Below are 15,204 nucleotides of genomic sequence, written 5' to 3'. Positions count from 1 at the left end.
TTGGCTCAAAGAGGGGCTTACTTGGCCCGCTCCTGATGACCGCGCAGGCGGATGTTGATCATCTCCACCACCAGCGAGAAGGCCATGGCGAAGTAGATGTAGCCCTTCGGAATGTGCATGTCCAGCCCCTCGCCGACCAGGGCGACACCGACCAGGATCAGGAAGGCGAGCGCCAGCATCTTGATGGTGGGGTGCTCGTCGACGAAGTCACCTATGGCCTTGGCGGCAAACATCATGACGCCGACGGCGATCATGATGGCCAGCACCATGACGGGCACGTGATCCGCCATGCCGACCGCTGTGATGACGGAATCAAGGCTGAAGATGATGTCGAGGATGGCGATCTGCACCAATGTCGACATGAAACCGGCGGTCTTGCTCACCATGCCGGGCTCTTCGGCGGCGCCCTCCAGGCTCTGGTGGATCTCGTGGGTACTCTTGGCGATGAGGAACAGGCCCCCCACCAGCAGGATGAGATCCCGGCCCGAGATGGCTTCATCCAGCATGCTGAACAGCGGCTCGGTGAGGCGCATCACCCAGGCCAGGGAGAGCAGCAGCAGGATGCGGGTGCCCATGGCAAGCCCCAGCCCCAGGATCCTCGCCTTCTGGCGCTGAGCCTCCGGCAGTCGCCCCACCAGGATGGAGATAAAGATGATGTTGTCGATGCCCAGCACGATCTCGAGCAGGGTCAGGGTGGCGAGCGCCACCCAGGCTGAGGGGTCAGCAATCCATTCCAGCATGATTGAACCTTGGTTGAAAAATTTGAAGCAGCGCATTCTAGCAGGGGGTTATGGCTTGTCCCAGTAGCGCGAAAAGATAAAAATGGCAGCCATCCAACGGGAGGAAAACATGTTTCGATTAGGGCTCATCATCAACCCCATCGCCGGCATTGGCGGTGCGGTCGGTCTCAAGGGCAGCGACGGCATGGTGGCCGAGGCGCTGGCGCGGGGCGCCATGCCCAAGGCCCGGGAGCGGGCCCGTCAGGCCCTGCTGCCCCTGTGCTCGCTCACAGACCAGTTCGAGCTGCTGACGGTGGCGGGAGAGATGGGGGAGACACTCGCCGCCGAGCTGCATTTGCCTCACCGCATCCTCTACCAGCCTGCCGGTGCCCAGACGTGCGCCGAGGACACCCGGGCCGCCGCCCTGGCCCTGCGTGAGGCTGGGGTGGATCTGCTGCTCTTTGCCGGTGGGGACGGCACAGCCCGGGACATCTGCGCGGCTGTGGGGGAGTCCTGCCATGTGCTCGGCATCCCGGCGGGCTGCAAAATCCACTCCGGTGTCTACGGCGTGACCCCGACGGCGAGCGGCCGGGTGGCGGCGCGGATGATAGCGGGGGAGCTGCTGAGCCTGGTGGATGCCGAGGTGATGGACATCGACGAAGAGGCGTTTCGGGCGGGCAAGGTGCGCGCCCGCCACTACGGCCAGCTGCTGGTGCCCGGGGATCTGCGTTACGTCCAGGCGGTCAAGCAGGGCGGGCGGGAGTCCGAGGAGCTGGTGCTGGCGGATCTCGCCGCCGGCGTGGTCGAGCAGATGGAGCCTGACACCCTCTATCTGATGGGGTCGGGGAGCACAGTGGCCGCCTGCATGGCAGAGCTGGGTCTGGAAAATACCTTGCTCGGTGTGGATCTGGTGGAAAATGGCCAACTTATCGGGCAGGATCTCAGCGCCGCCGAGATCCTGACCCGGATCCGCGGTCGTCGCTGCCGCCTGATCATTACCCTGATCGGTGGTCAGGGACATCTGTTCGGGCGCGGAAATCAGCAACTGAGTCCAGAGGTGATCCGGGCCGTCGGGCGAGACCATATTCAGGTGCTCGCCACCAAGTCCAAGCTGGCGGCCCTCGATGGCCGTCCGCTGCTGGTGGATACCGATGACCCGGCACTGAACCGGTCGTTACGTGGTTATCTGCGCATAACCACGGGATACAAGGATCAGGTCATCTACCCGGTGGCCAACCCGGAATAGGACATCAAGGATGCGGCTGGCCTGGCGCCAGAGAGCCGCGATCAACAAGATCGCGGTTCCACTCCCCCGAATTTTTTGCCGGCAATCCCGGAAATGAGGCTGCGTTAAATGACGATTCACGATTTTGAACACAAGTTGTTGGGACTGATCGACGCCATGGTCGCCACGGCCAGCGAGGACGAACTGTTTGCGGGCGGCTACCTGCGGGGTCATATCTCGCTCGCGGTGGCGCGCGCCGAGCTGGAGGGCAAGACCCTGGTGCGGGACGTAAAGAGCTATGTGCTGCGCAGCCTGAACGAGGCCATCTTGCAGGGGGAGCTCTCCGAGCAGGATGAGGTGCTGGTGCAGGAGATGTGGAAGCGGCTGCAGCAGCAGGCGGAAGCTTGATCCCATTCGCAATTCAAACAGAAGTTTAAGTAATCTGCTTCCCTGAGTGTTATCAAAAGGTTAATAATGAGGCTCGCCTTTTGTTTCAGGGATTAAACTATGGCCTCCACCTCACGCATTGCCACCAAACTGCCGCTCGAGATGCTCTATCACTGGGAGCGGCAGTGTCCCGACCGGATCTATCTTCGCCAGACCATCAACCGCGAATACGTCGACTTCACCTGGGGTGAGGTCGCCGACGAGGCGCGCCGCATGGTGACGGCACTGCGTGCCCTGGGGCTGGTCCCGGGGGACAAGGTGGCCCTGCTCTCCAAGAATTGCGCAGAGTGGTTCATCGCCGATCTCGCCATGCAGATGGGGCAGTACGTGAGCGTGCCCATCTATCCGACCGCCAACGTCGACACCATCGAATACGTGCTGCGCCACAGCGAAGCCAAGGCCATCTTCGTCGGCAAGCTGGACGACTGGAAGAGCCAGGAGGCGGGGGTGCCCGCGGATCTGCTGCGCATAGCGCTGCCCTATGACACCATGCCGTCCGCCCACCAGTGGGACGCGCTGCTCGATGCCCACGAGCCCATCCCGGACAGCCCGGTGCAGGCACCGGATGCCCTGTTGAGCCTGGTCTACACCTCTGGCAGCACCGGCAAGCCCAAGGGCGCCATGCTGAGCGTGGAGCGCTACGCCTGGTCCTGCGAGAAGCTGGTGGAGGCAGTCTCCCTGACGGCCGCGGATCGCGGCTTCTCCTACCTGCCGCTTGCCCACATCACCGAGCGGGTCTACATCTACGGCGGCAGCCTGTTCAGTGGCGCCACCATCGCCTTCCCCGAGTCCCTCGATACCTTCATCGAGGACGTCAAGCGCTGCCGACCCACCGTCTTCATCTCGGTGCCGCGGCTGTGGGCCATGTTCCGCATCAAGATCCACGAGAAGCTGCCCCAGAAAAAACTCGCGCTGCTGCTCAAGATCCCGCTCATCTCGGGTCTCATCAAGAGCAAGCTGCAAAAGGGGCTGGGGCTGGATCAGGCGCGGGTGCTGGGCTGTGGCTCGGCCCCGGTGGCCCCGGCGCTGCTCGAGTGGTATCACAGCATAGGCATCGAGATCACCGAGGCCTGGGGCATGACCGAGAACCACGCCTACTCCACCCTCAACTATCCCTTCCGGGCCGACAAGATAGGGACTGTGGGCAAGGCGGGCCCCGGGGTGACCCTCAAGATCTCCGACGAGGGGGAGATCCTCTGCCGCTGCGACGGCATGATGCTGGGCTACTACAAGGATCCCGAGCACAGCGCCGAGGCCATCGACGCCGAGGGCTGGCTGCACACCGGCGACATGGGCAAGCTGGACAGGGAGGGCTACCTCACCATCACGGGCCGCATGAAGGACGTGTTCAAGACCGCCAAGGGCAAGTACGTGGCGCCCGTGCCCATCGAGGGGATGCTGGGGCAGGAGCCCATCATAGAGCAGCTGTGCGTCATCGGTTACGGCATGCCGCAACCGGTCGCCCTGGTGCAGCTCGCCGAGAGCGCCATGAAGGGGGACAGGGGGGCGGTCGATGCCCAGCTGGAGGCCGCCCTGACCCGGGTCAACGGCCAGCTCGAATCCCATGCCCGCCTGCGCGGCATCCTGGTGGTCAAGAGCCCCTGGAACATCGAGAACGGGGTGTTGACCCCCACCATGAAGATCCGCCGCCACCTGCTGGAGCAAAAATACGCGGACATAGGCGAGCGCTGGTCCGGTGCCAGGACCATCATCTGGGAGTCCTGACAGGGGCGCGCACTAGTTGGAATATCAATGAGATCAGGGGAGCCAGCGGCTCCCCTGATACATACTGGGCGCAAATCAGCGCGTCGCGGCCAGTGCAGACCCATGATCCGGGGTGCCTGGCAGGGGGCAAAGGTATTTGGAAAATTAATGCAAAAAGGGGAGCCAGTGGCTCCCCTAATACATTCCGGCGCCGGATCAGACCGCCAGGTACTCCAGCTGGACGGATCCCAGGGCCTTGAGGGTCGACTGGGCCGAATCCCGCTGGCTGATCTGGCCATCCTTGCTCTCCAAGAGCACGGCGCGGCGCACTGCGGTGAGCTCCTCGCCACCCAGCACCGCGTGGGCGCAGGCCATCTGCATGGGGGGGAGGCTGGGGTTGAAGGCGGCGTTCTCGGCGTAGCGGCCGCAGAAGATGCGACCATCCTCGAACTGCAGCGCCACAGCGGCATAGCCCTGGCTGTAGGGGGCATAGCTCTGGCGGGCGGCGGCCAGCGCGGCCTGCCACAGGGGGTCGTCGCTCTCGAGCACCAGCTCGTCGTGGGCCTGGGGGCTCATCAGGGCATCGGTGATCTCGAGATCGGCGGGGCCGAAGGAGTGGGGCAGGAAGGACTGCAGCTCGCTCAAGTCGTCCGGCAGGGAGACTTTGAGGGTCTTGGCGGTGCTCAGCTCGTTCATGAACTGGCGGCAGTGACCGCAAGGGGTGTAGTTGACGGTGATTTCACTGATCCCGGTCTCGCCGCCGAGCCAGGCGTTGGAGATGGCGGACTGCTCGGCGTGCACCGAGTGGAACAGCCCCTGACCGGCAAACTCCATGTTGGCGCCAAAATACCAGCTGCCGCTCAGGCCGCAGGCGATGGCGCCGACGAAGAACCTGGAGATGGGAGCGACCGAGCAGGCGGCCGCCAGCGGCAGCAGGGCCAGGCGCAGGGCCCGATCGTCGAGCCCGGTGGCGGCTTTCAGCGTCGCCACCTGCTCAGGGGTAAAACGGGCCTGGAAATCGTCCCCCAGCATGGGCAGCAGGGCGGCCTGGAGCGGGGCGGAAAGGGTCTCGAACGGCTTGGCAAAGCGGGGATGCATACTGTGTCCTCAAAGGCCAATTGGGGGGCCATTGTAGGGAGCAAGCGCGGCGAAATGTGTGAGCGCGCTCACGCCTTGATGGGCAAAGGGCCGGGGATGGTAAAGGAAACGTTTGTCTTTCGCAATCTGTGCGCTTGCTCGCAGCACTGAGGGCATGGCGGCGTCGTATGGACTGCTTGAAGGGACAAAGAGGCCATGGCCGCAGGGGGCGGCCATGGCAGAGGGCGTGGCGCCGGGCTCAGGTCAGCCAGTGATAGAGGGCAAACAGCAGGGGGGCGACGGCGGCGGTCAGCACGCCGCACACCACCATGGCGAGCGACGAGAAGGCCCCCTGGGTGACGCCCTGCTCGGCGGAGGCGGCGGTGCCGATGGCGTGGGCACAGGCCCCCATGGCGAGTCCCTGGGCCTCGGGGTCGGTCACCCGCATCAGCCTGAGCAGGGGATAGCCTATCAGGGCCCCCAATATCCCCACCACCACCACCACGGCGGCGGCGATGGCGGGAATGCCGCCGAGGGACTGGCTGACGCTCATGGCCAGCGGCGTGGTGATGGACTTGGTGGCGATGGAGGCGAGCAGGGCCGGATCCGCCCCCATCAGGTGGCCAATGCCCAAGGTGGTGCAGACCGAGATGAGCACAGAGGTGAGGGTGCAGAGGATGATGGGCTTGAGCTTGTCCCGGATCTGGCGGGCCTGCTGATAGAGGGGCAGCGCCAGCGCCACCACGGCGGGCTCCAGCAGGGCCGTGATGGGGGCGGTACCCTGCTGGTACTGATCCAGCGGCAGATCCAGCCAGAGCAGCAGGCCAATGATGACGGCGGTGGGGATCAGCACCGGATTGATGACGGGCCAGGGCAGGCGGCGGTAGAGGGCCCGGGTCATGAAATAGAGCGCCAGGGTCAGGGGAATGGCCAACCAGAACATCATTGTCTGTTCATCCTCTGGTAGAGATGGCCGACGGCGCCCAGGATCAGCACTATGCCGAGCACCACGCAGAGCATGATGAGGCCGAAGGATTGACGCAGGGGCTCGAGCCAGGCCACCAGACCGACGGCGACCGGCACGAACAAGACCCCCATGTGGCGCAGCAGCAGGCCGCCCCCCTGCTCGACCCAGGAGAAGCGGATCAGCTGCAAAGAGAGCAGCACGAACAGCAGCAGCATGCCGATGATGCTGCCGGGGAAGGCGAAGGGCAGCAAGGCGGCCAGGACCTTGCCCGCCAGCAGGCAGGCGATGATGACCAGAAAATCACGAAGGTAGCGCAAGGCGCGTTGCAACAGCACGGGGGCCTCATCTTGGCAACTGTGAGCGAGGTCGCAGTTTAACAGGCACGGGGGGCATGGAACAGGGTCAACTGACCCACAGGGGATACAATGGCCCCGGCATCATCCCCATTCACATGAAGGAGCTCCCATGTCGTACCCCTCTTTCCTGGCCAGATTGCGCCAGTTGCCCGCCGATCCCGCCCTGCCTCCCCAACTGCTGCAAACCCGTCAGTGGGACGGCCCCCTGTGCCGGGTGAGGCTGGACAATACCGGGTCCAGCCCCGAGGCCGTTCGCCACTGGCGGCTGTTTGAGGGGGCGCTTGGGCTCTCTCCCGACGCGGCCATCTACGGAGAGGGGTTCCAGATGCTGGCCCAGACCATGGGCAGCTGGGCAGGCCCCCGAGCCGGTGGGCCGCTGCCCCGACGCCAGCGTCTATCGCATCACCGAGGATAACGGCTATCACACCGTCCACAACCTGCTGCTGGTGGCCTGCGAGGGGGGCTGGCTGCTGCTGGCGTTCGCGAGCTGCCACCGCTTCGGCGGCGAGTTCCGCCTCTATCCGGACGGCCGCCTGGAGATAGTGATGAACGCCGAAGGGCGCACCCTCGCACCCGGCCAGCACTGGCAGAGCGAGGCGCTGATCTGCCTGGAGGGGCCGGACAGGGAGGCACTGCTGGGGTCGCTGGCGGACTATATCGAGGCCGAACACCCTTCGCTGGTGGCGGACCTGGCCGCGCGCCCGAGTGGCTGGTGCTCCTGGTATCACTACTATGCGGACGTGAGCGCCGCCGACATTCGCGAGAACCTGGCGGTGCGGGCGATGCGCTTCCCGGCTCTGCGTTACGTGCAGATAGATGACGGCTATCAGGCCAGGATGGGGGACTGGCTCACCCCTTCATCCAAGTTCGAGCAGGGGGTGGCAACCTTGGCCGGGGAGATCCGCGCCGCCGGCTGCGAGCCCGCGCTCTGGGTCGCCCCCTTTATCGCCGAGCCCGGCTCCGACGTGTTCCGCCAGCACCCGGACTGGTTCGTGAAGGGGGAGGATGGCCTGCCGCTGCCCTCGGAGCGGGTCACCTACGGCGGTTGGCGCTGCACCCCCTGGTATGTGCTGGACGGCACCCATCCCGAGGTGCAGGCCCACCTGGAGCAGGTGTTTCGCACCCTGCGCGAGCAGTGGGGCATCCACTACTTCAAGCTGGATGCCAACTTCTGGGGCGCCATCCACGGGGGCCGCTTCCATGACCCCGCCGCCACCCGGGTCGAGGCCTATAGATGTGGCATGGCCGCCGTGCTGCGCGGGGCCGGGGAGGGCGCCTTCCTGCTCGGCTGCAACGCCCCCATCTGGCCTAGCCTTGGCCTGGTGCACGGCATGCGGGTGAGCGATGACGTGGAGCGCCAGGGCCGGCGTTTTCGCCAGATAGCGCGGGAAGCCTTCTGCCGCGCCTGGCAAAGCGATCGGCTCTGGGCGCTGGATCCCGACTGCGTCTGCCTGCGGGATATCCCGGGCCAGCACGCCAGCGAGTCCGAGTATCAGTTCCACCTGGCCGCCCTGGTGGCGAGCGGCGGCATGGTGCTGGCCGGCGACCGGCTGCAGGATCTGGACGAGGTGCAGGGGACGCACCTTGGCAAGCTGCTGGCCCTGTGCGCGGCGCGCACCCCGGCTGCCCGTTTCGATGACATGGGGTTTGGCCGCGGCCGAGTGGCCCTGCCCGGGGGCGGCGAGCTGCTCTGCCTGTTCAACTGGGGCGAGCATGCTGCACAGTTTGAGCTGCCAGCAGGGGGCACGGATTTCTGGGACGACACCGCCCTGGGAGAGACGCAGGAACTGGCGGGGGGCCAGGGGCGGGTGATCCGCTACTCCTGAATGCCGCACTCAGCAAAAAGGCTCCCTCGGGAGCCTTTTTATCGGGTGGGGTTGACCCCTAGAAGTGCCACTCCATCCCGATGGCGTAATTGGCGGAGCCATAACCCGGGATCTCGTTGCTGGAGGCGAGTGCCTTGAGGGTCAGACGGGCGCCCAAGGGAATGCCGAGCCCCATGCCGATGGCGACCTCGTCGCTCTGATCCCCCATCATGTCGACCCGCAGGGTGCGATAGAGGGAGAGATCCTGGCTCATCTGGGCATAGATCTGGGACGACTTGTTGTAGAGCTGACCGAAGATCTCCATCTGGAAGCCGTTCTGGGGCGTGATGGCCAGGGGAATGCCGGCGAAGCGATAGAGATCCGAGTGGTTGAAATAGCTGTTGGTGATCTGGGGGGTGAAGTCGGTCTGCTGATAGAGGGTGCTAAAGTTGCGCTCGATCAGCTGATAGGTCTGCTCCGGCAGACGCAGCAGGTAGTCCGGCACCTCGAAACGTACCCCGGCCAGGGTGGCCTGGGGCAGCAAGGCACAGACGACAAGGGTGAGAGCAGGCAGTGCTGAACGCATATAACGAAAGATCCCCAACAGTCGAGGCGCGGCATCCATGCCGGCAGCGCATGTAATCATCAAACTATCAGGAGCTTGGCTCCCCTGCTCATTATGTCGCGGGCGCGGGGAGCCGACAGGGTTTTAAGTGTGAAATGCCTCACATCTCATAGATCTTCCAGATAGTGATAGAGACTCTTTAGGATCGCAAAGTTCCGTTCGTTACTCTGATTCTGCTCCGCCAGCGCCTCGAGACGGGGCACATAGTCCGGCAGACGGCGGCTGAAGTAGTCGCTGCAATGCAGGCGCCAGCGCTTCTGCTCCGCTTCGCTCAAGGTGTGGGGCCAGTTGCGGGCGCGGTAGCGGAACAGCATCTCCGGCAGCCGCGAGTCGCTGAAGGCAAACTCCCGCTCCCCCAGCAGATCCGCCGGGGTGGCGCGCACCAGATCCATGGTGGACTTGTCGCCGTGGCCGAAGAAACCGGCGTAGAGCTGGGTATCGGGATCGCTGTCATTGCTGCCGGCAAACTCCTGATTGAACACCTCCACCAGTTTCTCCCGCACCTCGGGATGGGCCCGCAGCAGATCCAGGCTCTTGCGGCACTGCTCCCTGTCTATGCCAAGCTGGTCGGCCCGCTCCGGGGTCAGGGTGGCGGCCGGCGCCAGCACAGGGCACTTGTTGATGTGCACCAGCTTCACCGGAATGGCCGCCAGATCCCCGAGATCATCCTTCCTGGTGTAGAGGCGCTCGCGGATCTCCTCGCTGGTGAGCTCGACAAGGGGGGTCGGGTCGCGGGTCAGATCCACCATGATCACCGCGTTCTGGTTGGTCGGATGCCAGGCCAGCGGCGACACCCAGCTTGCGCACCCCTGCCAGGGGGAGAACATGCCGGAGACATGGACCAGGGGCTTCATGGTCACCACATCGATGAGCGCCTTCACCTTGTTCTTGTTGCGCAGGGCAAACAGGTACTCAAACAGCTTGGGTTGGGCCTTTTTCACCAGCTTGGCCATCTCTATTGTGGCCAAGACGTCGGAGAGCGCGTCGTGGGCATTGGCGTGGGCCACCCCGTTGGCCACCGTCAGCCTCTCCAGCTTGAAGCTCGGCTTGCCCTCGTCGTCAAGGGCCCACTCTATCCCCTCGGGGCGCAGGGCGTAGCAGGCCCGCAGCATGTCGAGAATGTCCCAGCGGGAGTTGCCGTTCTGCCAGGCGTAGGCGTAGGGGTCATAGAAGTTGCGATAGAGGGTGTAGCGGGTCACCTCATCATCGAAGCGGATGCTGTTGTAGCCCAGCACGCAGGTATTGGGGGTCGCAAACTGTTCGTGGATCTGGCGAATGAAGTCCGCCTCGCAGAGCCCGTCCTTCATCGCCTTCTGCGGCGTGATGCCGGTGATGAGGCAGGCTTCCGGCTCCGGCAGGTAGTCCGCGGGCGGCTTGCAATAGATCACCAGCGGCTCGCCGATGATGTTGAAATCGGCGTCGGTGCGAATGCCCGCAAACTGCGACGGCCTGTCCCTGGCGGGGCTGATGCCGAAGGTCTCGTAATCGTGGAAATAGAAAGTGGGCTCGCTGCCGGGCTGTGCTGTTTTGCTCATGTTGCTCGAGGTGAGGTGTCCGATGGCGGCGCCATGGCGCCTGGGTGGGCGGTGCCATGCACCGCAGTTGCCAGCATGGTAAACCATAGCGCAGGCAGAGCGAAGCCCGGGCGCCCTGGCTGCCGGTTTATTGGGCGGAAAGTGATATGTGGTGGGTTCAGGTCTGGTATGCATGGTTCATGCTGACATGTGCTTGAAAATGTGACATGTGAGTCTGTACAGTACTTAAAATCCAGATTACCAATCTATATCATCAGACCATCACAGATTTGGCATGTTCGTTCGTCCAAGAGCGAATGCGTAAGAAAATGTTATCAGAGTGTGTTTTTGCATTAAAAATGAGCAAAATAAGGAAGAATAATGCACGAGAGTAATATCGAGTTGTTGTGTCATGAAGCCGAAAGATTGTTAGAACTTAACATTGACTTGCTGCAAAAAATGCTCACAGAACCGAAAGTTCTGGGCGATAGCAATGCTCAATTGTTTGATCGCAGTAAAGCTGAAAAGAGAATTGAAGAGTTGCAGGGGGAGCAAAAAAAAATTCTCGGGAAAGAAATGGTCCTTGCAGTTGTGGGTACTATGAAAGCGGGTAAATCCACGACCATTAACGCGATTGTCGGCAAAGAGATCCTACCCAACCGCAATCGCCCGATGACATCGATTCCAACCTTGATTCGTCATGTGCCGCGTAAAATAATACCAGAGTTGCGACTCGATAATATTGAGCCTATCCAGAAACTGTTCGTGACGTTGCAGAAGAAAATCGATACTGAAGATGGTAAAAAACTACTCACTGAGCTGAAAAAAGATCAGGCACTATGGAAGTTGCTAGATATTATTGCTGATAATACATGGATTAAAGGCAATTACTATGGTGAAGAGGATATATTTTCTTGTCTCGCTTCGCTTAACGACTTGGTTCGTTTGGCTACAGCGTTACGTGTGGATTTCCCTTTTTCTGCCTACGAAGAAGTCCATAAACTCCCAGTAATTGAGGTAGAGTTTAGCCACCTTGTCGGAATGGATGATAGCCAAGGTACGCTGACACTCTTAGATACACCTGGCCCTAATGAGGCAGGTCAACCTCAGCTACAAGCAATGATGCGCGATCAGCTACAAAAAGCCTCCGCTGTTCTTGCGGTGCTAGATTACACCCAGCTGAAATCAGAGGCGGATCAGCAAGTACGTAAAGAATTAAACGCTATTGCAGAGGTTGCTGCTGGTCGCCTATTTGTACTGGTCAATAAATTCGATCAAAAAAACGCTAATAGCGACAACGCTGAGACCGTTAAACAGGCAATTCCCGCCATGCTAGATAGCGGCGCACTAAACAGTGATCGTGTTTACCCTGGTTCATCTCTTCGAGCTTATTTGGCAAACCGAGCGCGCAGTGTAGTAGATCAAGCAGGTAAACTCTCTGTCAGCGAAGAATGGGTTGATGATTTTGCCAAAATGGCATTTGGTCTCGACTGGAGAGAAGAGGAAGATGATGTTCTTGCTGATGTGGGCGTTGTGCTCAAAAAGGCAAACACAATCTGGCGTACATCACTATTTGAGAAACTGATTACTGAAGTGATCCAAGCTGCTCATGCGAAAGCCGCAGCGCTAGCAGTTGACTCTGCTGCAGCTAAGCTGGTACAGAATGCTGAAAATATCGACGAATATCTGTCGTTACGTCATCAGGGGTTGCAAGCTAGTATCCATACCTTACAGACACAAATTAAAGGCCTTATCAACGACATTGAGGAGGTTGCGGCTTGTCAGCAAGAAGTTGATAAGGAGGTGAAGTGTGTCATGGGGGAAATCACCCATGAAACTAAAAACTTGTTAAATAACGCTGAAAGCAAGTTGGAAAAAGAACTGGATAAGTACTTCCAAGAAGGGAAGCGCCAAGAAGAAGCGCTGAACAAGGAATTTGAACGTCATTCAAAACATGGCAAAAATAACAGTGGAGAAAGTGATAAACGAGGGGTTTTCGGCACTTTATTTGGGGCCTTGGCTGGAAGTGTTGGGCAGCAAACTCGTGATTTTGATCCAGAAAATCCAGAAGTTAAATTTTCTGAACATACTGAAGCAATGCAGTTTATTAAAAAGATTGAAGAGTCAGTTATTAGTATTTTAGCTGAAAAAGAAAAAGAAATTAAACCAATGTTGACCAAAATTGTGGGGGGCATTGAAGGCAGCTTTCATTCTAAAACAATGTTAGCAGTTGATAAGATTGCAAGCCAAATTAACTCACGTCTGGAGGAAGATGGCTTTACTGTGAAAATATCTTTCCCGAAAGTCAGTGAGTTGAAGACTCATCTTGCCACCGACACTCGTATAGCTAATCTGCTAGAGCAGAAAACATTTAGCGAAACACGGCATCGTCGATCCAGTGGCGTGTGGGGAACGTTATGCGGTTGGTTTAACACAGATGATTGGGGCTGGGAAACTTATAAAGAAGATGTCACCCGTAGTGTGGTGAATATTAATACAATTAAGAATGCTGTCAGAAATCAGACCAAAGAGCATTTTGAAAAACTGAATAACGCTATTGATCAGCAAGTCAACGCCCCAATTCTCAAAGAGATTGAAAGCTTCTTCATTACATTCAAAGGCAAGGTGGAGCAGCTTCGACATACTCTGATCCAGAGCACAGAAGATCATAAAAGTAGCCAGCAAGAACAAGAACAATTGACTGAGCGCCTTAGTGTTCTGAGAAAGCTAACACCGGAGATGATCAGTGACAGTAAGATACTCAAGAAAGAGTTGGAGCCGATGCTGTGATATCATCATTTACTGCAACATTTCCTAATAGCGAGGCATGCCAAATTCTGGCATGCCTGCCAGAGAAATTTATTGTTGACTTCGCCAATGGGATAGACGTGGTTCACGACCATGTGCGTCAACAAACGGATCAATCCTTTTTTCGGCGCATTAAAGAGGGATTCAGTGGACGATCATCCCAACGTCAACAAGCCATCAATGCATCGTTGCTAGATGGGGTGGAGGCCTCTCTCAATTGGCTTACCGAGTTAACGTCATCACTTGCTACCACCAACTATGCGCTTGCACAGGTGAACGATAGGGTCAGTTCGTTGATGCAGGATACCGCTACCATTGCGCACTATTCTGCAGACACTCGCGAACAGTTGAACATGTTGGCGACACAAGTTAATAAACAGTTACATCATCTGGAACAACAACTTCGTAGTGTCGATCGGCTGCAACGCGGCCAGCTGCATTTGGAACAAATATTTTCCATTTGGAAAGCAGGTCGATATTCACTCCTACCTCTGGCTGGACGTTGCTATGTTGCACTGGAAGAGCTGCGTTGGGGGGCATTTGGTGAAGTGATCCGCCATGGTGAACCGCAACAGGCAAAACAGTTACTGGATATTCTAAGAAATCGAGCAGTGGTTCAGCTTGCAGAAGACCATAACAGTCCAACATCGATGTGCCACGACACGCGTAGTTGGTTAACCTGGCAGGGTGAGCATGAGCAACACAGTGACTGGTCCGCAGCGGTTAACTGGTTGGCGGACTGGTGTAATGAAGATACTCATCCCATCATCTGGTCTACTACACAGTCATACAGTGCTCTGCCTATACGTATGCCACGGTTGTGTTCTGCAGAACGCATTGCTGGTGCGATGGTCGATGAAATCTTCAGCAAGGAGTTAGTATGGATCAGCCGATGAAAGTAGGGCTGGCACTTTCCGGTGGAGGGGCCATAGGTGCTTATGAGGTTGGTGTGGTCAGAGCCTTGGCTGAATCAGGTACAGATCTTCATGTTGTTGCTGGTGCTAGTATCGGTGCACTAAATGGGGCTATTTTGGCCTCTTCAGATACTTTGGCTCAGGCTGCAGAAAGGATGACGGAAATTTGGTCGCATCTGGGCAATAGCAAGGTGCTAGAGCTAAACAAATCTATCTATTTCTCACTACTGACACAGTTTGGCTTAGGGTTCGGCACACCAGTACTAAGCAAAGCAGGAGGCATTATATTCGAGGCTCTCAGTCGTGCTGCATTGGTTACGGGGGGGGTAGGGCAGCAAAGTGACTCGTTGTTATCTGATCAGCCACTTATCGATTTGATGAACCGCTATCTGGATATCGATGCCTTATCTTCCGGATTGCCATTGTACGTTTCCTTATATCCTACAGAAGGTGGCATGAAAGATATTTTTAATTGCATAGCCGCCGAGTTTGGGGTCGGTACGACTCGTATTTCGGAGTTCCATCACGTACAAAGTTTACCTGTCAATCAACAGAAAGAGGCGTTGCTAGCCTCTGCCGCGTTACCCTTATTGTTTAAATCACGCGAGATTAATGGTGTGCTTTACAGTGATGGTGGAATGGGAGGCTGGCATACAATGCAGGGCAACACACCAGTAAAACCTTTGGTTGACGCTGGTTGCAATATGGTGATTGTCACTCACTTAAGCGATGGCTCGCCGTGGGACCGCCACAATTTCCCAGACACTACTGTGTTGGAGATTCGCCCGCAAGGTTCCTTAAAACGTCATGATGGTTTATTTGGAGGTGGAAAGGATCTGCTTGGCTTTACTGCCCAGCATATCCGTTCATGGATTGAGCAGGGTCACCATGACACAATGAGTGTAATAGGGCGAATCCAGAAACCTCTTCAAGCTCGACAGGCACTTCGTGCTTCGGAAGTGATCGTTTCAGACAGCCAAGACAGGAATATTCAAACTGGTATAGCGCTAAAAAGCGCTATGGATAGGTTGAGATAATCGCAA

Annotated in this window: 12 protein-coding genes and 1 pseudogene; 7 read left to right on the top strand and 6 right to left on the bottom strand. The window is 58.6% G+C overall.

Annotated elements, in window-relative coordinates:
- Positions 1-17 precede the first annotated feature (17 nt).
- Entirely contained in the window at positions 18-740 is a 723-nt protein-coding gene (locus tag ACF2JD_RS00615; RefSeq protein ID WP_404835121.1) for a TerC family protein, read from the bottom strand.
- Positions 741-849: 109 nt separating this feature from the next.
- Here ACF2JD_RS00615 and ACF2JD_RS00610 point away from each other — a divergent pair, with 109 nt between their 5' ends.
- The 3 genes from ACF2JD_RS00610 (at position 850) to ACF2JD_RS00600 (ending at position 4,116) form a co-directional block, all read left to right on the top strand.
- A complete protein-coding gene (locus ACF2JD_RS00610) occupies positions 850-1,965 on the top strand; it encodes an ATP-NAD kinase family protein (protein WP_290071892.1) in 1,116 nt (371 codons plus the stop codon).
- A 108-nt stretch (positions 1,966-2,073) separates the two neighbouring features.
- Complete coding sequence (locus ACF2JD_RS00605) at positions 2,074-2,352, top strand: YfcL family protein (RefSeq protein ID WP_005332956.1); 279 nt, start codon at positions 2,074-2,076, stop codon at positions 2,350-2,352.
- Between the two features lie 99 nt (positions 2,353-2,451).
- On the top strand, positions 2,452-4,116 hold the full coding sequence (locus ACF2JD_RS00600; RefSeq protein WP_440986536.1) for an AMP-binding protein: 1,665 nt from the start codon (positions 2,452-2,454) through the stop codon (positions 4,114-4,116).
- A 195-nt stretch (positions 4,117-4,311) separates the two neighbouring features.
- Here ACF2JD_RS00600 and cdd read toward each other — a convergent pair whose 3' ends face one another.
- The 3 genes from cdd to ACF2JD_RS00585 all read right to left on the bottom strand — a co-directional run bounded on the left by cdd (position 4,312) and on the right by ACF2JD_RS00585 (position 6,474).
- Positions 4,312-5,193, bottom strand: coding sequence for a cytidine deaminase (gene cdd / locus ACF2JD_RS00595; protein ID WP_440986535.1), 882 nt, complete (start codon positions 5,191-5,193; stop codon positions 4,312-4,314).
- A 238-nt stretch (positions 5,194-5,431) separates the two neighbouring features.
- Entirely contained in the window at positions 5,432-6,118 is a 687-nt protein-coding gene (locus tag ACF2JD_RS00590) for an LrgB family protein (protein ID WP_111910933.1), read from the bottom strand.
- The gene (locus ACF2JD_RS00585) at positions 6,115-6,474 is read right to left on the bottom strand and encodes a CidA/LrgA family protein (protein ID WP_106887037.1); all 360 of its coding nucleotides are present in this window, start codon (positions 6,472-6,474) and stop codon (positions 6,115-6,117) included. The genes ACF2JD_RS00590 and ACF2JD_RS00585 overlap by 4 nt, the downstream gene beginning before the upstream one ends.
- A gap of 130 nt (positions 6,475-6,604) precedes the next feature.
- Here ACF2JD_RS00585 and ACF2JD_RS00580 point away from each other — a divergent pair.
- Positions 6,605-8,321 (top strand): annotated as a pseudogene (locus ACF2JD_RS00580) (glycoside hydrolase family 36 protein).
- 58 nt (positions 8,322-8,379) lie between these two features.
- Here the strand turns inward: ACF2JD_RS00580 and ACF2JD_RS00575 are convergent.
- Together ACF2JD_RS00575 and sbcB are read right to left on the bottom strand one after the other, a co-directional pair.
- Entirely contained in the window at positions 8,380-8,886 is a 507-nt protein-coding gene (locus tag ACF2JD_RS00575; protein ID WP_163137013.1) for a hypothetical protein, read from the bottom strand.
- Positions 8,887-9,032: 146 nt separating this feature from the next.
- The gene (gene sbcB / locus ACF2JD_RS00570) at positions 9,033-10,460 is read right to left on the bottom strand and encodes an exodeoxyribonuclease I (RefSeq protein ID WP_440986534.1); all 1,428 of its coding nucleotides are present in this window, start codon (positions 10,458-10,460) and stop codon (positions 9,033-9,035) included.
- 360 nt (positions 10,461-10,820) lie between these two features.
- Here sbcB and ACF2JD_RS00565 point away from each other — a divergent pair, with 360 nt between their 5' ends.
- From ACF2JD_RS00565 to ACF2JD_RS00555, 3 genes are read left to right on the top strand one after another with little or no spacing between them, the layout of a single operon-like run.
- Positions 10,821-13,229: a dynamin family protein gene (locus ACF2JD_RS00565; RefSeq protein WP_440986533.1), complete on the top strand. Its 2,409-nt coding sequence runs from the start codon at positions 10,821-10,823 to the stop codon at positions 13,227-13,229.
- Positions 13,226-14,143, top strand: coding sequence for a YjcZ-like family protein (locus ACF2JD_RS00560; RefSeq protein WP_234568125.1), 918 nt, complete (start codon positions 13,226-13,228; stop codon positions 14,141-14,143). Before ACF2JD_RS00565 ends, ACF2JD_RS00560 begins: the two co-directional genes overlap by 4 nt.
- Entirely contained in the window at positions 14,140-15,198 is a 1,059-nt protein-coding gene (locus ACF2JD_RS00555) for a patatin-like phospholipase family protein (RefSeq protein WP_440986532.1), read from the top strand. Before ACF2JD_RS00560 ends, ACF2JD_RS00555 begins: the two co-directional genes overlap by 4 nt.
- The last annotated feature ends 6 nt before the right edge of the window (positions 15,199-15,204 follow it).

The sequence above is a fragment of the Aeromonas ichthyocola genome (assembly GCF_046087985.1).
Classification (GTDB): domain Bacteria; phylum Pseudomonadota; class Gammaproteobacteria; order Enterobacterales; family Aeromonadaceae; genus Aeromonas; species Aeromonas rivipollensis.
This window is presented reverse-complemented; position numbering and strand designations above follow the sequence as displayed.